Source organism: Caballeronia sp. INML2, assembly GCF_023631365.1.
In the GTDB taxonomy this organism is placed as follows: domain Bacteria; phylum Pseudomonadota; class Gammaproteobacteria; order Burkholderiales; family Burkholderiaceae; genus Caballeronia; species Caballeronia turbans.
This window is the reverse complement of the sequence record NZ_JALQDH010000047.1, coordinates 168975-187839: the sequence shown is the minus strand read 5'-3', so window position 1 is coordinate 187839 and position 18865 is coordinate 168975. Positions and strand designations below refer to the sequence as shown.

16 protein-coding genes and 1 pseudogene are annotated in these 18865 nt (G+C 65.4%); 13 read left to right on the top strand and 4 right to left on the bottom strand.

The features are described from left to right. Positions 1 to 29: 29 nt before the first annotated feature. From NCT32_RS16890 to NCT32_RS16875, 4 genes are all read left to right on the top strand, one after another. A complete protein-coding gene (locus NCT32_RS16890; protein WP_061115889.1) occupies positions 30 to 929 on the top strand; it encodes an NAD(P)-dependent oxidoreductase in 900 nt (299 codons plus the stop codon). A 67-nt stretch (positions 930 to 996) separates the two neighbouring features. After that, positions 997 to 2715 carry a SulP family inorganic anion transporter gene (locus NCT32_RS16885; RefSeq protein ID WP_061115890.1) on the top strand — a complete coding sequence of 573 codons (1719 nt, stop codon included), beginning with the start codon at positions 997 to 999 and terminating at the stop codon, positions 2713 to 2715. Between the two features lie 226 nt (positions 2716 to 2941). Then, positions 2942 to 3769: a shikimate dehydrogenase gene (locus NCT32_RS16880; protein ID WP_061115891.1), complete on the top strand. Its 828-nt coding sequence runs from the start codon at positions 2942 to 2944 to the stop codon at positions 3767 to 3769. 276 nt (positions 3770 to 4045) lie between these two features. Then, positions 4046 to 4510 carry a hypothetical protein gene (locus NCT32_RS16875; RefSeq protein ID WP_061115892.1) on the top strand — a complete coding sequence of 155 codons (465 nt, stop codon included), beginning with the start codon at positions 4046 to 4048 and terminating at the stop codon, positions 4508 to 4510. Here NCT32_RS16875 and NCT32_RS16870 read toward each other — a convergent pair. Next, positions 4477 to 4677: a hypothetical protein gene (locus NCT32_RS16870; RefSeq protein WP_250477410.1), complete on the bottom strand. Its 201-nt coding sequence runs from the start codon at positions 4675 to 4677 to the stop codon at positions 4477 to 4479. The two genes, NCT32_RS16875 and NCT32_RS16870, sit on opposite strands and share 34 nt — an antisense overlap. A gap of 31 nt (positions 4678 to 4708) precedes the next feature. Between NCT32_RS16870 and NCT32_RS16865 the strand changes: the two genes are divergently transcribed. The 4 genes from NCT32_RS16865 to NCT32_RS16850 all read left to right on the top strand — a co-directional run bounded on the left by NCT32_RS16865 (position 4709) and on the right by NCT32_RS16850 (position 8245). After that, positions 4709 to 4933 (top strand): hypothetical protein, encoded by a 225-nt coding sequence (locus tag NCT32_RS16865; protein WP_250477409.1) that lies wholly within the window; start codon positions 4709 to 4711, stop codon positions 4931 to 4933. A gap of 1236 nt (positions 4934 to 6169) precedes the next feature. After that, the gene (locus tag NCT32_RS16860) at positions 6170 to 7033 is read left to right on the top strand and encodes an alpha/beta fold hydrolase (RefSeq protein WP_061116100.1); all 864 of its coding nucleotides are present in this window, start codon (positions 6170 to 6172) and stop codon (positions 7031 to 7033) included. A 75-nt stretch (positions 7034 to 7108) separates the two neighbouring features. Further along, on the top strand, positions 7109 to 7624 hold the full coding sequence (locus NCT32_RS16855; protein ID WP_061115893.1) for a DinB family protein: 516 nt from the start codon (positions 7109 to 7111) through the stop codon (positions 7622 to 7624). Positions 7625 to 7765: 141 nt separating this feature from the next. Further along, the gene (locus NCT32_RS16850) at positions 7766 to 8245 is read left to right on the top strand and encodes a hypothetical protein (RefSeq protein ID WP_250490448.1); all 480 of its coding nucleotides are present in this window, start codon (positions 7766 to 7768) and stop codon (positions 8243 to 8245) included. Here the strand turns inward: NCT32_RS16850 and NCT32_RS16845 are convergent. After that, entirely contained in the window at positions 8239 to 9588 is a 1350-nt protein-coding gene (locus NCT32_RS16845; protein ID WP_250490447.1) for an MFS transporter, read from the bottom strand. The genes NCT32_RS16850 and NCT32_RS16845 overlap by 7 nt on opposite strands. A 105-nt stretch (positions 9589 to 9693) precedes the next feature. Then, positions 9694 to 10653 carry an MBL fold metallo-hydrolase gene (locus tag NCT32_RS16840; RefSeq protein ID WP_061115896.1) on the bottom strand — a complete coding sequence of 320 codons (960 nt, stop codon included), beginning with the start codon at positions 10651 to 10653 and terminating at the stop codon, positions 9694 to 9696. Positions 10654 to 10834: 181 nt separating this feature from the next. On the opposite strand from NCT32_RS16840, the pseudogene NCT32_RS37595 reads away from it, so the two are divergent. Then, positions 10835 to 12417, top strand: a pseudogene (locus tag NCT32_RS37595) (IclR family transcriptional regulator). Here the strand turns inward: NCT32_RS37595 and pdxY are convergent. Then, complete coding sequence (pdxY, locus tag NCT32_RS16825) at positions 12414 to 13295, bottom strand: pyridoxal kinase PdxY (protein ID WP_061115899.1); 882 nt, start codon at positions 13293 to 13295, stop codon at positions 12414 to 12416. The pseudogene NCT32_RS37595 and the gene pdxY sit on opposite strands and share 4 nt — an antisense overlap. A 443-nt stretch (positions 13296 to 13738) precedes the next feature. Between pdxY and glgC the strand changes: the two genes are divergently transcribed. From glgC to NCT32_RS16805, 4 genes are all read left to right on the top strand, one after another. Next, the gene (gene glgC / locus NCT32_RS16820; protein ID WP_061115900.1) at positions 13739 to 15013 is read left to right on the top strand and encodes a glucose-1-phosphate adenylyltransferase; all 1275 of its coding nucleotides are present in this window, start codon (positions 13739 to 13741) and stop codon (positions 15011 to 15013) included. Between the two features lie 54 nt (positions 15014 to 15067). Next, positions 15068 to 16531 (top strand): glycogen synthase GlgA, encoded by a 1464-nt coding sequence (glgA, locus tag NCT32_RS16815; protein ID WP_061115901.1) that lies wholly within the window; start codon positions 15068 to 15070, stop codon positions 16529 to 16531. A 65-nt stretch (positions 16532 to 16596) separates the two neighbouring features. After that, the gene (locus NCT32_RS16810) at positions 16597 to 17397 is read left to right on the top strand and encodes an SDR family oxidoreductase (RefSeq protein WP_061115902.1); all 801 of its coding nucleotides are present in this window, start codon (positions 16597 to 16599) and stop codon (positions 17395 to 17397) included. Positions 17398 to 17426: 29 nt separating this feature from the next. Beyond that, on the top strand, positions 17427 to 18863 hold the full coding sequence (locus NCT32_RS16805) for a dihydrolipoyl dehydrogenase (RefSeq protein WP_061115903.1): 1437 nt from the start codon (positions 17427 to 17429) through the stop codon (positions 18861 to 18863). Positions 18864 to 18865 lie beyond the last annotated feature (2 nt).

The following is an 18865-nucleotide window of genomic DNA, read 5'->3' as shown; positions in this document are numbered from 1 at the left end:
CTCTTTTTTTGAGGCGAACGGAGGACGGTATGCGAGTGCTGGTGACAGGCGCAAGCGGCTTTCTGGCGGCGTGGGTGACGCGGCGGCTGCTCGCCCGCGATATGGACGTGCGCGTGGACGTGCGCGCCTTCGACGTGCGCGAGGACGCGCGGCTCCTGCGCGCGCTCGCGCCCGAACGCGCCGATGAAGTGCAATGGCGGGTCGGCGATATCGGGAACGCGCGCGATGTCGCGACGGCGCTCGAGGGCTGCGACGCCGTCGTCCATCTCGCAGGCGTGCTCACGCCTGCCTGCGCCGGCGATCCGGTGCGCGGCGCGCGCATCAATCTGATCGGTACGCTCAACGTGTTCGACGCGGCTATCGCGTGCGGCGTGCGCTCGGTGCTGTATGCGAGCAGCGCGGGTGTCTTCGGCCCCGACGACGGCGCGACGCCCTTTCCCATGACACATTACGGCGCGTTCAAGCTCGCATGCGAAGGCTCGGCGCGCGCGTACTGGCACGATCATGGCATTGCGAGCATCGGCTTTCGGCCGCTCGTCGTGTACGGCGCGGGGCGCGAGACGGGATCGAGCGCCGGTCCGAGCCTCGCCTGCCGCGCGGCCGCGCGCGGCGAGCCGTACACGATTCCCTTCACCGGCGCGACGGGCCTCGTCTACGCCGATGACGTCGCCGCCGCCTACGAGCGCGCGCTCACGCATCCGTTCGACGGGGCGCACGCGTTCACGCTGGCGGGCGACATCACGCCGATGCAGAGCGTGATCGCGACGCTGAAGCAGATCGCGCCGGACGCGCGCATCGACGCGGCGGGCGCGCCCTTGCCGATCGCGACATCCTTTCCCGACGATCCCGTGCTCGATCGAATGCTTCCAGGCCTTGCAAAAACGCCGCTCATCGACGGATTGCGTCAAACCGTGGCGTTCTACCGGTAGGCAAAGCGGCTCTTGGCACCGCATCGTCCTTGGGGCACGATTCGCTTCTTCACGACAGGTGCCACGCATGCAAGACACGACCCGACCACCCGCGACGACTGCGAAGCTGCTCAAAGGCATCCTGCCGATCAACCGCGCCGCCGCGTTACGCGACGCGCTCGCCGGCATCTCGCTCGCGTCGATGGACATCCCGCAGGTGCTCGGCTATGCGCGCATCGCCGGCATGCCCGCGGTGACGGGCCTCTACACTGCGTTCCTGCCGCTCCTCGCGTTCGCGCTCTTCGGCGCGTCGCGGCATCTCGTGGTCGCCGCCGACTCCGCGACGGCAACGATCTTCGCGAGCCGGCTTTCGTCGATGGCCGCGATGGGCAGCCCGGAATACGTCGCGCTCGCGGGCATGGTCGCACTGCAGACCGCCGCGCTCTTGCTGCTCGCGCGCCTGTTCAAGCTCGGCTTTCTCGCCGATTTTTTGTCGCGCACCGTGCTGACGGGCTTTCTCGCGGGCGTGGGGGTGCAGGTTTCGATCGCCATGCTCGGCGACCTCTTCGGCATGACGGTGCCGTATCCGTCCTCGCGCAGCCTGGCGCAACTCGTCTACGTGATCGGGCATGTCACGCACGCGCATGGGCCGACGCTCGTGCTCGCGCTCGTCGTGATCGTCGCGATTCTGGGCTGCAAACGCTTCGCGCCGCGCCTGCCGATGCCGCTCGTCGCGGTGATCGGCAGCATCGCCGCGAGCAAGGCTTTCGACTTCGCCGCGCGCGGGATTTCGGTGCTCGGTCCCATCGAAGGCGGTTTGCCCGCGATCCGCATGCCCGATGTCACCTGGCAGCAATCTCTCGATCTCGTGCCCGTCGCGGCGTCATGCTTCGTGATGATCATCGCGCAGAGCGCGGCCGCGGCGCGCGTGTTCGCGCAGCAGTATCACGAGGACGTCGACACCAACAGCGACATCCTCGGCCTTGCCGCGGCGAACGCGGCGGCGGCGTTGAGCGGGACGTTCGTCGTGAACGGCAGTCCGACGCAGACGGCAATGGCCGACCGCGCAGGCACCCGGAGTCAGCTCGGACAACTCGTCTTCGCGGCGGTCGTCGCTGTCGTTCTGCTATTTCTGAGCGGCTATCTGCGCTATCTGCCGCACAGCGTGCTGGCGGGCATCGTGTTCACGATTGCGATCGGCCTCATCAACGTGCAGAGCCTGAAGGACATCCGCGCCGAAAGCCCCGGTGAATTCGCGCTCGCGCTCGTCACGGCCGGCGCGGTGGTGCTGGCGGGCGTCGAGCACGGCATCCTGCTAGCGGTCGCGCTCTCGCTCATGCGGCACGTGCGCCACAGCTATCATCCGCACACGATGGTGCTCACGCCCGTCGCGCCCGGAAAACCCTGGCAGTTCATGCCGACGAAGCCCGGCGCGATGACTGCGCCGCATCTGATCGTCTACCGCTTCGGCGCGGATCTGTTTTACGCGAACGATCATTTCTTCGCGTCGGAAGTGACGAAGCTCGTCGATACGGCATCCGACGGATTGCGTCATCTCGTCGTCGACGCCGGCGCGATCACCGATCTCGACTATTCAGCGGCCCGCACGATCGGCGAGCTGATCGAAACGCTGCGCGCACGCGGCGTCGCGGTGATCTTCGGGCGCGTGAACCGCTTCCTGCGCAACGACATGGACCGGCACGGTCTGACGCGGGTGCTCGGCGCATCGAACGTGTTCGACACGCTGCACGAGGCGCTCGCGGCGGCTGGCGTAAATTCGGGCGGGCATGAGCCGAACGTGCTATGAGACGCGGCTGAACGAGCGGCGTCGTCGCGTATCTGGCTAGCGCTCACGTACCGCTTCTGCTGCTGCGAAGCGCTTTTTCGCAATGCTCCGCCCTGTCCAGTCCGGTGGTGGCGCTGTTCTTCGACCGTTAGTTGCCTTGAGAACTCGATGAACTTGTTGAATGCTATTCCATTTTCAATTAGGATTCAGGAACAGACTGATCAACGATTCAGGAGGCAATCGAAGCATGGCGCAGGACACTTCTTTTTCCGCATCGCTCGATGCGGGCTTGAGCGGCGCGACGCGCGTCTATTTCATCGTCGGCGATCCCATCGCGCAGGTGCGCTCGCCTTCCGGCGTGACAGCGGCGCTGCGCGCGGCAGAGCGCGACGCGATCGTGATTCCGGCACATGTCGCGCCGGACGATCTCGACGCGTTCTTCGCGGGCATCGCGCGCTTGCAGAACTGCGACGGCGTCATCATCACCGTGCCGCACAAGTTCAGCGCGACGGCATATTGCAAGTCGCTGACCGACGAAGGCGCATTTCTCGGCGCGGTCAACATGCTCAAGCGCGACGCCGACGGCACCTGGCACGGCGGCGCATCGGACGGCATCGGCATGGTCGCCGCGTTGAGAGACGCGGGTTGCGAGCCGAAGGAAAAGCGCGCGCTGCTGATCGGCGCGGGCGGTGCGGGCTCGGCGATCGGCCATGCGCTCGTGGATGCAGGCGTGGCGTCGCTCGCGATCCGCGATTTCGATGCCGGGCGCACCGGCGCCCTCGCCTCGCGTCTCGCCGCACTGGGCCGGGGCGCAGTGAGCGTCGCCGACGATGCGCCCGCCGAAAGCTACGACCTCATCGTGAACGCGTCGCCGGCGGGCATGCGTCCCGGCGATCCGCTGCCGATCGACGTCTCGCGCCTGCCTCCGACGGCCTTCGTCGGCGACGTGGTGACGAAGCCGCCGCTCACGCCTTTCATCGAAGCCGCCCGCGCGCGCGGCTGCACGACCGTCACCGGCACGCAAATGTTCGGCCGCGTATGCGACGCGATCGTCGCGTATCTGTTGAAGGACTGAACACGCAAGGCAATTCGCCGCGCGATGAATCAGAGGAGTCTGGTTCAATCGCGGCGGGCATTCGTTCAACATTCCGGCCGCGCATTCGCGTCCCTCGCGACGCGCACCGGCCTGCTGGCCCCGAAGCGAACCGCCGATGAGCGCCGCCCTCTGCCGGGCGGCGTTTTTTTGCGCGACGTTTCGACCACGCCGGCGTGAGTGTGCGTTTCCCCGTGAGACTCGCGCGCTCGCTTCGAGGGCCCATCAAACGCGTGCAGGCGCACGCAAGAGGCTGGAATGAAACTGGATCGAAAAGGAATTCAACGCGTGGCGCGTACGTGCTTCGCGGCCGTCGCATTCGCCACGCTCGCGGCGTGCGCGACCGGACCGGGCGCATCGGCGCCGCTGCCGGCGGACAGCACGCTCGCGACGGGACGCATCGTCGGCAAGCAATATCTGACGACCGTGTCGACGGACGCGGGGGCGTCTTCCGGGCCAACGCTCGGCGTGGGCGCCGGCGGCATCGGCGGGAATGGCTGGAATGGCGTGGGCGGCGGCGCGGGACTGAGCTTCGATCTGACGAGCCTGTTCCAGAAGACTCCCGAACAGACCGCGAAGGTCTACCGCTACAGCGTGCAGATGAAGGACGGATCGAAGCGCGATGTCGACAGCACGCTCGATATCGGCAACGGCGCGTGCGTGACGACGATCGATTCCAGCCAGCCCGGCTATCCGAGGCTGACGAGCGCGGACGCCTGCTGATCTTCCGGCGCGGCTCGTCCGATGAGCCGCGCCGACAGCGCCGCCGCGACGCGCTCGACCACGGGTGCCCAGTCGCCCGGCACGCGCTGGCGAATGAGCCGCACCGGGCCGTACCATGGCTGCGTCTCCTGATTGCCCCAACACCAATGCGATACCCGGTCGATCATCGCCCAGTGCGCTGACGAACGCGGCCGAATCGTGAAAATGCTCTTGATAGTCGGGAAGCGCAAGGATGTGCGCGCCGGCCGAGCGCATCGCCGCGATATCGCCTTCGCGGCCCGGAGCAACCGGATAGAACGCGACATCCGGCAAGCGCCACAGTGGCGCGAGGGCATCCACGGGAATGCTGCGCTGGACATCGCGCCGATGCGTCGGACTGCCTGCCGACACGAGGCCGACACGCAGCGCATTCGTGCCGTCTGACGCGAGCATCCGACGCCACATGTCGATGCGTTCCGGTGCCGCGTCGAGATAGGCGCGGCCATCGACCTGATCCGGCAACAAGCCGATGCCGAGCGGCATGCTCATCAAGCCCACGGTGTAATCGATCCGCTCGAAATCGTGCGCTTCGAGGGCGACGCAATCCGGCGCGAACCGCCGGATGAGCGGATGCAGCGCCGAGCGCACCGCCAATAGCGCTTCACCGCCGTTTCTCCGCACGCCTTCCGCGAACCGCGGAAAATAGCGCACGAACTGGATGTCATCGCCGAGGCCGAGTTCGCTATAGACCACGACACGCTTGCCGTCGAGCGGCTGTCCGCGCCAGCGCGGCGCAATGCGCTCCATGCGCGCGACGACACCGTTCTCGCCGTGTTCGGACAGGCGGCGTTCGAAGCGCACCCATCCAGCGCGCCAGTCGCCGTGCCTGCGTTCGAGGTCGGCGAGATCGACAGCGAGCCAGTTCGCTTGCGGCGTCTGCGAAAGCGCCAGGCGATACATGCTTCGGCCTCTTCGTAACGCGCCTGTTCATTGAGATACATCGCAATTTTGCGCCGGTCACGCGGCCATCGCCGGGATGATGCAGCGCCGCCTCGCGCATGACGGCTTCCGCCGACACGGCGTCATGACGTATCCAGAGGCAATGGCTCAGTTGCCAGCGAAGTTCGAAGTCTTGCGCAAACCGCTGCAAGGCTCCGACACAGAAGCGCTCCAGTGCGGATCAATCGCCCGAGCGACGAATATCGAGCGCGATGGATAACGCGCGCTTCGCATCGGGTGGGACGGCATCTGCGTGCGAATCATGCAGCCATGCGGATGAATCGAAGTACATGAACGGGTGCAGCAATAAATGTTTGAAAGATGCCTGCCGAGTTTATATGAACCGCACCGCTTGAGATCTCGCATATACACAAGCAAAATCCGAAAAATGCAATGGTTCGATGGATTCATTCGCATATCGAACGATTCGGCGTTATCCATCGTGAAACGCAGTAATTCGCGCCGGCGATTGTGCCCGACGCCCGGCTTTGCCATACTGAGTCCAGTCGCCCTGTCTCCTCAAGCGTCCGCTCTCGATCATCGAGCCCACAAGCGGACGCGCTCTCGCCGCCTCTCGAGGCGGCGTTTTTTTGCACGCGGCCTATTACCTTGGACGTAATTGCCCGGCTCATTGCCTCCTGCGACGATGCAATCACACTGATCATCGACAAGGAGATGAAGATGCCCGCAAAACATCGAGTCCACGGCGAAACCGCCCGCCCCGGCTACATCGCGACCGAGAGCGGTGTCGAGCTCTTCTATCGCGACTGGCGGCCCGAAGGCGCGCCCGGCAACGGCGGGACCATCGTGTTCGTCCCCAGCTATTCGCTGCCGGGCGACATGTGGGCGTATCAGATGCTGCCGCTCGTGCGCCAGGGCTTTCGCTGCATCGCCTACGACAGGCGCGGCCACGGTCGTTCGAGCGATCCGGGTGGCGGCTACGACTACGACACGCTCGCGGACGATCTCGCCGCCGTCATCGACGCGCTCGATCTTTCGCGCGTCACGCTCGTCGGGTATTCGATGGGCGGCGCGGAAGCGGTGCGCTATCTGACGCGTCACGGCAGCGCGCGCGTCGCGCGGCTTGCGTTGATCGCATCGACCTTGCCGATGCTGATGAAGACGCCGGACAACCCGGATGGCATCGATTGCGCCTGCGTCGACGCCTTTCGGCAGGACCTGGCGAGCGACTATCCGCGGTGGCTCGCCGACAACGCGCGGCCGTTCGCCGGGCCGGGCGCGTCGCAGGCGATGATCGACTGGATCCGCGAGATGGCGTTGCGCACGTCGCATCACGCGCTTTTCGCGTGCAACGAAACGGTGAGTCGCGGCGATTTCCGCAACGAGCTGCGCGACATCGACGTGCCGACGCTCATCGTGCAGGGCGACCGCGATGTGTCGAATCCGCTCGAACTGACTTCGCAACGCACGGCGCGCCTGATTCCGAACGCGCGGCTCGTCGTCTACGAAGGCGCGCCGCATGGCATTTTTCTGAGCGATGCGGCGCGGCTGACGGCGGATATCGCAGCGTTTGCGTCGGCGTAGTGAACCGCTGTCTGTGGTAGTGACTTAATATCGTGCGAAAACACGAACGTCACTGCGACGACGGAGGTCCTCGCCATGCAAGACCCGCTCAAAGCACATTTCGACATGTTCGCGCGCTACAACGCGTGGGCCAATGCCCGCGTCTACGAAGCGGCGCGCGCCCTGTCGGACGCCGACTATCGCGCAGACCGTGGCGCGTTTTTCAAGTCCGTGCATGGCACGCTCAATCACCTGCTCGTGACGGACCGCGTGTGGATGCATCGCTTCACGGGCGAAGGCGCGGCGCCGGAACGGCTGGATGCGATTCTCTTCGATACCTTCCCGGCGCTCGAAGCGGCGCGCCGCGAAGAAGACGCGCGCATCGTCGAATACGTGACCGGTCTCACGCCGCAAACGCTGGCCGGCACTATCAGCTATAAACGCGTATCGACGCCCGAGCTGATGACGCAGCCGCTCATGCCCGCGCTCGCGCACTGGTTCAATCATCAGACGCACCATCGCGGACAGGCGCACGCGCTCTTGACCGCGTTGACCGGCAAGGCGCCGGAACTCGACCTGCTTTTCTATCAGCGTTTGTCGGATAAGCGCTGAGTCCTGACGCGTTTGAAAACACTCATATCAATAGACTCTGGAAGAATCCCGGCTCACCGTAGCACTGCGAATTGACATCCCGGCGCGCGACATGAAAGTATCGCCGCGCAGTCCTCGTCACCTCCATCGGAGTCCATCGCGATGATCTTCCATGCATCCATTCCCGCCAACGATCCGAAGCACGTCGCGCATGTGCTTGCCGAACTGTGGGACGGCTTCGCCGCGCCCTTCTCGCCTTTTCCCGATGCCTGGATGGCGGTCGCGGGCGACGATCGCGGCAGCATCATCGAGATCTATCCGAGCGACAAGGTGATCACGCCGGGCGGCGGCCATGAGGAAAACGTCAGCTACGGCGCCGATACGTTGAAGCGCCCGCAGTACAGCGCGTTCCACATGGCGATCGCGACGAAGCTGAGCGCCGAGGACGTCATCGCGATCGGCGAGCGTGAAGGCTGGCGCGCGGTGCGCTGCACGCGCGGCGACAACTTTTTCCACGTGATCGAGTTCTGGATCGAAAACTCGACGATGCTCGAATTTCTCACGCCCGAAATGCAGGCCGAATATCTCGCTTTCGCCACGCCCGAAAACTTCAAGGCGATGGCCGCCGCCGTGCCTCAGTGATCGCTTTCTTTCGCGGAAGGATCGCGGCGCAGCCCCACCATCAGGGCGGCGCCGCTTGCGAAGAGCAATAGCGAAAGGAGCTGCACGGCGAGATCCATGCTGCCTGTCGCGGTGCGGATCTGGCCGATCACCCACGGACTCACGATGCCGCTCGTGATGCCGATACTGCTGATGACCGCGATGCCTGCCGCCGCGCTCCTGCCCGGCAGATGGCTCGCGGGCACGGCCCAGAAGATCGGCAACGCCGCGAAGATCAATGTCGCGGCTAGCGAGAGAATCGCGAGCATCAGCAAAAAGCTCGGGAAATGCAGCGTGAGCGCCGCGAGTGCGATGCCGCCGCCGATCGTGCAGCACGCAAAGTGCTTGCGTCGTTCCGCAACGCGATCCGAATGGCGCGCAATCAAAATCAGCCCCACTGCGCCGATCGCGTTCGGCACGACGGTGTAGAGGCTCACGGACATGACATCGGTGATGCCGAAATCGCGGATCATCAGCGGCATCCAGAAACTCAGCGTCAGCGATGCGCAGGTCAGCGAAAAGTAGATGAACGCAAAGAGATAGAGGCGCGGGTTGCGCAGCGCGTCGAGCAGACCGCGGCGGTCGTGCGCATCGGTGCGGGCGTTCGTTTCCGGGCACAGCGCGGCCAGGCGCTCCCGTTCGGCGGACGTGAGCCAGCGCGCATCGCGCGGAGTGTCCACCAGCAGCCGCAACGCGATGAGGCCGAGCAGCACCGCCGGCGCGCCTTCGATCGCAAACATCCATTGCCAGCCGTGCAGGCCCATGACGCCTGCCATGTCGCGCATGATCCAGCCGGATACCAGTCCGCCGAACACGCCCGCCACCGCGACGCCCGCGAAGAACACCGACATCACGCCGGCGCGCCGTTTCGCCGGAAACCAGTACGTCAGATAGAGCACGATGCCCGGAAAGAAGCCCGCCTCGAACACGCCGAGGAGAAAGCGCAGCAGATAGAAATGCCCGGGCGTCGAAACGAACATCATGCCGACCGACGCCGCGCCCCACAGCAGCATGATCCGCGTGAACGTGCGGCGCGCGCCGAACCTCGCGAGCAGCAGATTGCTCGGCACCTCGAAGAGCACATAGCCGACATAGAACACGGCGGCCCCGAGGCCGTACATCGCATCTGAGAATCCGAGATCTTGCTTCATCTGCAACTGCGCGAAGCCGATATTGATGCGGTCCAGAAACGACACGACGTAGCACAGGAACAGGAACGGAATGATGCGCCACGCAATTTTGCGAAAGAGCGCATCGTCCGACAGGGCGTGCGTTTCCGCGGCGGGGCTCGGGCTGTGCGCCGCCGTGCTGATCGACTTCGACATGTCTCGCTCCAGATGGGCGTGGGAAGGCCGGCGTCTTTGGCGCGCCTTTTTGCCTGAAGAGAAGAAAGCGCGGCGCGTGTCAGTGCGCGCCGCGAGAGATGAACGTCAGTCCTGGAGAGCGGCCCACATGTCCTTGTCGCGCTGGGCCGTCCAGATGCGCGGATGCTTGATGCCGCTCGCCTCGTCATAGGCGCGCGACACGTCGAACGGCAGGCAGTGCTCGTAGATGAAGACGTGGCCGAACTTCGGGTCCATCGCCTTGCGGGTATGCGCCATCGAGCCCTTCAGATCGAGCTTTTCGACAACGGCTTCCCGGCCCGCCTGCAGCAGCGTCGTCACGAAATCCTTCGTGTAGTCGAGGCCCTTGTCGACCTCTGCCGGCGACAAGAGCGCGGGACCGCGGCCCGGCACGAGTTTCTCCGCCTTCAGCGCGCGCAGCGCTTCGAGCGTCGCGGGCCATTCCTCGAGTTGCGCGTCGCCGCAATAGCAGGCGGCGTCGTACTCGACGAGGTCGCCCGAAAACAGCACCTTCTGCGACGGCAGCCAGACGACCGTGTCGCCCTTCGTGTGGCCCGAGCCGAGATGCGCGATCTTCACTTCGAGCTTGCCGAGGAACAAGGTGATTTCGGTGTCGAAGACGAGCGTCGGCCACGTGAGGCCGGGCACCGTCTCGACACCGGCAAACAGACGCGGGAAGCGCTCAATTTCCGATTTCATGTCCTGCTCGCCGCGCTCGACGATCATTTCATACGTGCCGCGGCTCGCGATGACCTGTTGCGCGCCTTCCGCGAAATACGCCGACGCGCCGAGCACGCGCACCGCGTGGTAATGCGACAGCACGACGTATTTGATCGGCTTGTCGGTGACGCCGCGGATCTTCGCGATGAGGTCCTGCGCCATCGCGGGCGTGGCGGTCGTATCGACGATCAGGACGCCGTCGTCACCGATAATCACGCCCGAGTTCGGATCGCCCTCGGCCGTGTAGGCGTACGCGTTCTCGGAAAGCTGTGTGAAGGTGATCTTCTTCTCTTCCAGATCGGCTTGCGATGCGAATGCTTTTGCCATGGTCGTGTCTCGATTCCATTCTCGTGGGGATGGGTGGATGATCGGCGTGACGATTATTTTTGTCAACAGCAAGTATGCTTGCTATTTGCAAATTCCGGGTAAATACCGAATCGCTTCATCCGAGGATTCCTGCTCGGCTAACATCTGCCATTCGTTCACTTCTATCGATCGCGGAGTCCTCTTGGCTCGTTCCACCCATGCCACGCCTGACGCCGAATCCGGCGAAGAGAAAAAGCAGCGCGGCATCCAGAGCGTCGAAGTCGGCGCGCGTCTGCTCGAAGCGCTCGCCGCCCGGCGCGAGCCGCTCGCATTGAGCGCAATGGCCGATGCCGCCGGACTGTCGAGCGCGCAGGCGCATACGTATCTCGTGAGCCTCACGCGGCTCGGCCTCGTCAAGCGCGACGCGCTGACCGGCAATTACGAGCCTGGCCCGCTTTCGCTGCGACTCGGTCTATTGAATCTAGAACATCAGCCGGCGTATCGTGCGGCCGCGTCACGCGTTCCGGCGCTCGCGCTCGCGACCGGCATGAGCGTCGCGGTCAGCGTCGCGGGGCCGCAAGGGCCGACCATCGTCCGTTACGAGCGCGGCGGCTATCCGCTGCACGTCAACTTGCATGTCGGCACGGTCATGTCGCTTTCGGCGACGTCGACGGGACGCGTATTCCGCGCGTTCGACGATGACGCCCGCGTCGACGCGATGCTCGCGCATCAGGCGCAAACCGATGCGCCGCAGATGAACGAGCGCATCCGCGAGATTCGGGCACGCGGCATCGAACGTAGCGTCGATGCGCCGAGTCCGGGCGTCAGCAGCATGAGTGTGCCGGTGTTCGACGGCGCGCACCGGTTGCAACTCGCGCTGACGGCGATCGGCCCGACCGGCCTGTGCGACGTCGGCTGGGACGGCCCGCTCGCGCAAGCGCTGAAGGACGCGGCACGCGATATCACCGGATTGCTTTCATGACCATGCTCGAAGAAGACACCAGGCCGCAGCGCGGCATCAACGCGCTCGACGCCACCGGCGATCTGTTGCGCGCACTGGTCGCGGCGGGCCGGCCGCTCTCGCTGCGCGATCTGGCCGCGGCGGCCGGCATGCCGCCCGCGAAGGCGTTCGCGCATCTGGTGAGTCTCGTCAAGGTTGGCCTGCTCGCACGCGACGACGCGGGGCTCTTCCACGCGGGCCAATTGAGCCGCGAGCTCGGGCTCATCGCGCTGCAACGCCTTTCGCCGATTCGCGATGCGGAAAGCGAGATCGTCAGGCTCGCCGCGAACACGTCGATGACGGTCGCCGCCGCCGCGCTCGGACCGCTCGGCCCGACCGTGATCCGGCTGGAGGAATCGGCGCGTCCGCAGCATGTGAGCTTGCGCGTCGGCACGGCGATGTCGCTCGTCAACACGGCGATCGGCCGCGTCTGCGCCGCGCATCTGCCGGCGGACATGCTCGTGTCCCTGATGGAGCAGGACCAGATCCGCCTCGCGGGTGCGGCGCCGGATGCGATTCTGGATACCGCATATCGCGCACGGCTCGACGACATCAGGGCGCGCGGCCTCGACACGGCGCTCGGCGCGCCGGTGCCCGGCATCCACACGCTGGCTGCTCCGGTGTTCGATCACACCGGCAGTGTGTGTCTCGTCATTGCGTTGATCGGCTCGTCGGGCGGCTTCGATAGCGCCGCTGACGGCCCGCTGGCACGCGCCCTTCTCGCTGCGACGCGGCGCCTGTCCTGGCGTTTCGGCCTGATGGAGGCCAACGGCGAGGCAAGCTAGCGGCCCCTGATGGTCTCCGTGCCCACCACGCGGATGGCGGGGAAACGGTCGGTCGGCTTCGCGATCTCGTCCTGCGAAGCGACGATTTCCAGCTCGTAACGCCCCGCATCGTAAGTCGACTTGACGACGGCATTCACCGCCGCGAGCGTGTGCTCCAGCGCGGTGCGCAGCGAATCGCCCAGAAGCGTGCGCGCGACGAACACCGCACTCGTGAGATCGCCGACGCCCACCGGCTGCCGCGCGAACGGATAGAGCGGGCGCTGCGCGAACCACGCTTCGCCCGGCGCGACGGCAAGCATGTTGAAGGTGTCGGCGCGGCTGTTGCGATCGAGCAGATGCTTCACCAGCACGATGCGCGGGCCGCGGCCGATCACTTCGCGGCACGCATCGACGGCTTCTTCCACCGTCTCGATGCTGCGCCCGACGAGCTTTTCCAGCTCGATGTGATTGGGCATGATCGCGTCGGCGATTTCGGGCATCGTCGTGACGAGGAAATCCTCGATGCCGGGAGCCACCGTGCAGCCGCCCGTCTGCCCCATGACGGGATCGCAGAAATAGAGCGCGCGCGGATTCACCGCCTTCACCATCTTCACGATTTCGACGACCGCGCGAGCCTGCTCCGGCGCACCGAGATAGCCGGACAGCACCGCGTTGCAGCGCGCGAGCACGCCGATCGCGCCGATGCCCTCGATCAAGTTCTGCAACTCGTCGGCGTCGAATGCGCTACCGGTCCAGCGGCCGTACTGCGTGTGATTGGAGAACTGCACGGTGTTGAGCGGCCAGACATTGACGCCCAGACGCCGCATTGGAAAAACCGCCGCGCTGTTGCCCGCGTGGCCGAACACCACGTGCGACTGAATGCTCAGGACGTTGTTCATCTTCTGATTTCCCGATTGATCGTGTCCGGTCAGGTCAAACGTTTGTCGCGCCGGCGCTCGTGCAGCGCAGCGCAACGGTAGCTAGAGATGGAACACCCGGGGACGCCGGCTCGGGCGTGCGCGGGCATCGCAACCTTCATATTGTGCCGTGCCTCGACGCACTGCGGCATGGCGGTCTCGATATAAATTGTCCCGACACGTTTTATCAAGCCATCCGGTCGACTCGGATGCCCATCAGGTCGCGTGGACGCAACGCTCCACTCGGCACGCCGCTTGCTCGATCCACCGGCCGCATCTGCGATTCATATTCGAGAAAAAAACGGCGACTTCAGCACACGGACTCGAATGCGCGCCGGATAATGCTTCACGATACAAACAGCGAAAGCATACGAGGACGAACACACGGCAACATCAATAGTCGCAGGTCAAATCAGGAGGCTGGCATGGAGACGCTGTCTAAGAATCGCACCGATTTGCAGAAGTCGACCCTCGCAATCGTTCTCGCCGGCGGGCGTGGCACCCGCCTCGGACCGCTCACCGACAAACGCGTGAAACCCGCCGTCCACTTCGGCGGCAAATACCGCATCATCGACTTCGCGCTGTCCAACTGTCTCAACTCCGGCATCCGCCGCATCGCCGTGGTCACGCAATACAAGGCCCATTCGCTCATCCGGCATCTCCAGCGCGGCTGGGGTTTCCTGCGCGGCGAGTTCAACGAGTTCATCGATATCTGGCCGGCGCAGCAACGCGTCGATTCGAGCTGGTATCGCGGCACCGCAGACGCCGTCTATCAGAATCTCGACATCGTCCGTTCGATCGGGCCGGAATTCGTGATCGTGCTGGCGGGCGACCACATCTACAAGATGGACTACACGCGCATGGTGCTCGACCATGTGGAGAGCGGCGCCGACTGCACGGTCGGCTGCATCGAGGTGCCGCGCATGGACGCCGTCGCGTTCGGCGTGATGCACGTCGACGAGAACCGCCGCGTCACGGCTTTCCTCGAAAAACCCGCCGATCCGCCCGCGATGCCCGGCAAGCCGGATATCGCGCTTGCGAGCATGGGCATCTACGTGTTCAGCGCGAAATATCTCTACGACATGCTGCAGGAGAACATCGAGACATCGAATACGGATCACGACTTCGGCAAGGACATCATTCCGCGGGTCGTGACGACGGGCAAGGCGATCGCGCATCCGTTCGGCATGTCGTGCGTGACGTCGAGCAGCGATCCGGAAGCGCCCGCCTACTGGCGCGATGTCGGCACCGTCGACGCGTACTGGTCCGCGAACCTCGACCTCGCGTCGACGATTCCGGAACTCGATTTGTATGACCGCAAGTGGCCGATCTGGACGAATCAGGAACAGCTGCCGCCCGGCAAGTTCGTGCGCGACCTCAACGGCCAGCAAGGCGCGATCACCAATCTCCTCGTGTGCGGCGGCTGTGTGATCTCCGGCTCGCAAGTGTCGAAGTCGGTGTTTTCGTCGGCGGTGCGGGTGCACTCGTTCTGTAACATCAATGAGGCAGTGTTGTTGCCTCAGGTGACCGTCGGGCCGAGTTGCAGGTTGCAGCGCGTCGTGATCGATCGCGGCTGCACGGTGCCGGAGGGTCTCGTGGTCGGCGAGGACCCGGACGACGACGCCGCGCGCTTTTTCCGGACGGAATCGGGCGTCACGCTCATCACGCGCGATGCGCTGGCGCGGCTCGCGCAAGGTTAGACGCCGGCGCGCCGGATCAACACGACAACACGAATCCATCCGACAGGAGCGCCGATGACCGTATGCGTGCTGCATGCCGCAGCAGAAATGTTTCCGCTGTTGAAAACCGGCGGCCTCGCCGACGTCGTCGGCGCGCTGCCGCCCGCGCAGTCGCAACTGGGCACGCATGCGCGGGTCGTGCTGCCGGGCTTTCCCGCCGTGCTCGCAGGCCTCGACGATCTTCAGCCCGTCGCCGATCTGGGCGCCGCGTTCGGCGCGGGCAACGTGCGGCTCGAGCGCGGCGTGCTTCAGCCGCATGGCGTGGTGGTCTACGTCGTGCGCGCGGATCAGTTCTACGACCGCCCGGGCAATCCGTATCTCGATGCCGCGCATCGCTCCTATGCCGACAACGACCGCCGCTTCGCGCTGCTCGGCTGGACGGCGGCGCGCATCGCGACGGGCGCCGATCCGGCGTGGAAGCCGCATATCGTCCACGCGCACGACTGGCACGCGGGGCTCGCCCCCGCGTATCTGCGCGCATTCGAGCGCGGCGGCGCGGCCAGGGTCGCGAGCGTGATGACCGTGCACAACCTCGCGTATCAGGGCACCTTCCCGGCGTCCGGGTTCGGGGCGCTGCAATTGCCCGGCGACTTTTATGCGGTGGACGGCGTGGAGTTCTACGGCCACGTCTCGTTCCTGAAGGCGGGTCTTTATTACGCCGACCGCATCACGACGGTCAGCCCGACCTATGCGCGCGAAATTCAGACGCAGGCGCACGGCGCCGGGCTGCACGGCTTGCTGCAGACCCGCACGCACGACATCGCCGGCATCCTGAACGGCGTCGATTATTCGATCTGGAGCCCGTCGGTCGATGAGTCCATCGCGTCGAAGTACACCGCGTCGAAGCCTTCGGCCAAATCGAAGTGCAAGGCAGCGCTGCAGGAGCGCATGGGACTCGCGCGCGACGACGACGCCCTGCTCTTCGGCGTCGTCAGCCGGCTGACCGAGCAGAAAGGGCTGGATCTGCTGCTTTCGGCCGTGCCGGACATCGTGCAGCGCGGCGGTCAGCTCGCCGTGCTCGGCACCGGCGATCCGGCGCTCGAAACCGGCATGAAGAACGCGGCGGCGGCGCATCCCGGCGCGGTCGCGATCGAGCTCGGTTTCGACGAGACGCTGTCGCATTCGATCATCGCCGGCAGCGACGTGGTGATGGTGCCGTCGCGCTTCGAGCCGTGCGGCCTCACGCAGCTCTACGCGCTCGCGTACGGCTCACTGCCGCTCGTGCACCGCGTGGGCGGGCTCGCCGATACGGTCGTCGACAGTTCGCTCGAAAATCTCGCCGACGACCTCGCGACCGGCTTCGTGTTCGATACCTTCGATCGCGCGGGCATCGTCGGCGCGATCCGGCGCGCGTTCGCATTGAAGGCGCGCCGCACGGACTGGAAGGCCGTCGTCAAGCGCGCGATGGGCCAGAACTTCAGCTGGGAGGCGGCGGCCCTCGCCTATGCGGAGGTGTATCAGGGATTGGTGAACGGCTGAAGCGTCGCAGTCCTTGGGCGCACGTCTTGCTCCTCACGAAGGACCGTCCATCACTGAAAATGCACATGCACAAACCCCTCGCAGGCCAGATTGCGCTCGTGACCGGCGCGAGCTCGGGCATCGGCGCGGGCGTCGCCACGGCGCTCGCCGATGCGGGCGCGCACGTCGCCATCAACTATCACTCCCACGCGGAACCCGCTGAAGAACTCGCCGCCGCAATCACGGCAAAAGGCGGCGAAGCGTTCGCCGTCGGCGCGGACGTGTCCGACGAATCCCAGATCGACGCGATGTTCGAGGCCGTCGTGAAGCGCTTCGGCACCGTCGATATCGTCGTGGCGAATTCCGGGCTGCAGAAGGACGCGAAGTTCTCCGTGCTCACGCTCGCCGACTGGAACACGGTGATTCAGACGAATCTCACCGGCCAGTTCCTCACCGCGCAGCGCGCCGTGCGCACGTTCGAGCGGCGCGGCATGCGCGACGTATCGAAGGCGCTCGGCAAGATCATCTGCATGAGTTCCGTTCACGAGGTCATTCCGTGGGCGGGACATGTGAACTACGCTGCGTCCAAAGGCGGCATCCAGATGATGATGAAAACGATCGCGCAGGAAGTCGCGCCGCAACGCATCCGCGTGAACGGCATCGCGCCGGGCGCAATACGCACGCCGATCAACCAGGACGCGTGGGATACACCCGAGAAACTCGACAAGCTCCTGACGCTGATTCCGTACGGACGCGTCGGCGACGTGGAGGATATCGGCCGCGCGGCGGTCTGGCTCGCGTCCGACGACAGCGATTATGTCGTCGGCACGACGCTTTTCGTCGACGGCGGCATGACGCTTTATCCGGGATTCGCGGATAACGGCTGATATCGCATCGACGCAAAAACGGGAGCGGAATGAAGGACATCAAGGTGGACGTCGCCGTGATCGGCGCGGGCACGGCGGGCATGGCCGCGTTGCGCGCGGCGCGGCTCGCGGGCGTGAACGCGGTGCTGATCGAAAGCGGCGAGCTGGGCACGACCTGCGCGCGCGTCGGCTGCATGCCGTCGAAGCTGCTGCTCGCGGCGGCCAATGGTTTGCACGATGCCCATTCGCTGGCCGCCCGCGGCATCGAAGGCACGCACGCGCTCGAACCGGACTACGCGCACGTGCTCGACTACGTGCGGCGCGAGCGCGATGACTTCGTCAAGAGCGTGCTCGAGGAAGTCGACGCGCTGCCCGACGGCATCCTGCTGCGCGGCGGGGCCCGCTTCGAAGCGCCGACACGGCTCGTCGTCGGCGACCGCGTACGCGTCGAAGCAAAAAGCATCGTCATCGCGACGGGCGCGGCGCCGAGCGTGCCCGACGAGTTGAAGGTGTTCGGAGACAGGCTCATCACGAGCGACGATCTCTTCGAGCTGCGTACGCTGCCGAAACGCATCGCGGTGTTCGGCGCGGGACCGATCGCGCTGGAACTGGGACAGGCGCTCGCCCGCCTCGATGTCGACATCTTCATGTTCGGCAAGGGCGGCGGCGTCGCGGCGCTCACCGACAAGCCCGTGCGCGATGCGCTCGCCGCCGCGCTCGCCGACGAGTTCTATTTCGATCCCGACGCGAAGCTCGACAAGATGTCGCTCGAAGACGGCGTGCCGACGCTGCGCTTCACGTCGCCCGACGGAGAGGAACATGTCGAGCGCGTCGATCTGGTGCTCGCCGCGACGGGCCGTAAGCCGAATCTCAAGCCGCTCGCGCTCGAAAACGCGGGCATCGAACTGAATGACAAAGGCGTGCCGCTATTCGACGAAACCACGATGCGATGCGGCACGAGCTCCATCTTCATCGCGGGAGATTGCGACGGCGTGCGCCCCTGGCTCCACGACGCCGCCGACGAAGGCAAGCTCGCCGGAGACAACGCCGCGCGCTATCCCGACGTGCAGGCGATCAAGCGCAAGGTGCCCTTCTCGATCGTGTTCAGCGAGCCGCAGGTCGCGATCGTCGGGGCATCTTATGAGGCGCTCGACAGGCAGATGACGGTGACGGGCGAGGCATCGTTCGAGAGCCAGGGCAGAAGCCGCGTGATGCGGCAGAATCGCGGCCTTCTTCACGTCTACGCCGATGCGAAGACCGGCAAGCTGCGCGGCGCGCAAGGCTGTGGACCGGCGATGGAGCATCTGGGGCATCTTCTCGCCTGGGCACTGCAACTGGAACTGACGCTGGATGAGGCACTCACGCTGCCGTTCTATCACCCGGTGGTAGAAGAAGGCCTGCGCAGCGCGCTGAAAGATGCCAACCGAAAATGCCATGAAGAGCGTTCGGAGACGCCGCCCGCGCTACCGGGCGCGGCGGGTTGCTGATC

What these genes read in the sequence shown, in the direction of transcription:
- NCT32_RS16890 (WP_061115889.1), top strand. Translation starts at nt 30, where the DNA reads ATGCGAGTGCTGGTGACAGGCGCAAGCGGCTTTCTGGCGGCGTGGGTG.
- NCT32_RS16885 (WP_061115890.1), top strand. Translation starts at nt 997, where the DNA reads ATGCAAGACACGACCCGACCACCCGCGACGACTGCGAAGCTGCTCAAA.
- NCT32_RS16880 (WP_061115891.1), top strand. Translation starts at nt 2,942, where the DNA reads ATGGCGCAGGACACTTCTTTTTCCGCATCGCTCGATGCGGGCTTGAGC.
- NCT32_RS16875 (WP_061115892.1), top strand. Translation starts at nt 4,046, where the DNA reads ATGAAACTGGATCGAAAAGGAATTCAACGCGTGGCGCGTACGTGCTTC.
- NCT32_RS16870 (WP_250477410.1), bottom strand. Translation starts at nt 4,677, where the DNA reads ATGATCGACCGGGTATCGCATTGGTGTTGGGGCAATCAGGAGACGCAG.
- NCT32_RS16860 (WP_061116100.1), top strand. Translation starts at nt 6,170, where the DNA reads ATGCCCGCAAAACATCGAGTCCACGGCGAAACCGCCCGCCCCGGCTAC.
- NCT32_RS16855 (WP_061115893.1), top strand. Translation starts at nt 7,109, where the DNA reads ATGCAAGACCCGCTCAAAGCACATTTCGACATGTTCGCGCGCTACAAC.
- NCT32_RS16850 (WP_250490448.1), top strand. Translation starts at nt 7,766, where the DNA reads ATGATCTTCCATGCATCCATTCCCGCCAACGATCCGAAGCACGTCGCG.
- NCT32_RS16845 (WP_250490447.1), bottom strand. Translation starts at nt 9,588, where the DNA reads ATGTCGAAGTCGATCAGCACGGCGGCGCACAGCCCGAGCCCCGCCGCG.
- NCT32_RS16840 (WP_061115896.1), bottom strand. Translation starts at nt 10,653, where the DNA reads ATGGCAAAAGCATTCGCATCGCAAGCCGATCTGGAAGAGAAGAAGATC.
- pdxY (WP_061115899.1), bottom strand. Translation starts at nt 13,295, where the DNA reads ATGAACAACGTCCTGAGCATTCAGTCGCACGTGGTGTTCGGCCACGCG.
- glgC (WP_061115900.1), top strand. Translation starts at nt 13,739, where the DNA reads ATGGAGACGCTGTCTAAGAATCGCACCGATTTGCAGAAGTCGACCCTC.
- glgA (WP_061115901.1), top strand. Translation starts at nt 15,068, where the DNA reads ATGACCGTATGCGTGCTGCATGCCGCAGCAGAAATGTTTCCGCTGTTG.
- NCT32_RS16810 (WP_061115902.1), top strand. Translation starts at nt 16,597, where the DNA reads ATGCACAAACCCCTCGCAGGCCAGATTGCGCTCGTGACCGGCGCGAGC.
- NCT32_RS16805 (WP_061115903.1), top strand. Translation starts at nt 17,427, where the DNA reads ATGAAGGACATCAAGGTGGACGTCGCCGTGATCGGCGCGGGCACGGCG.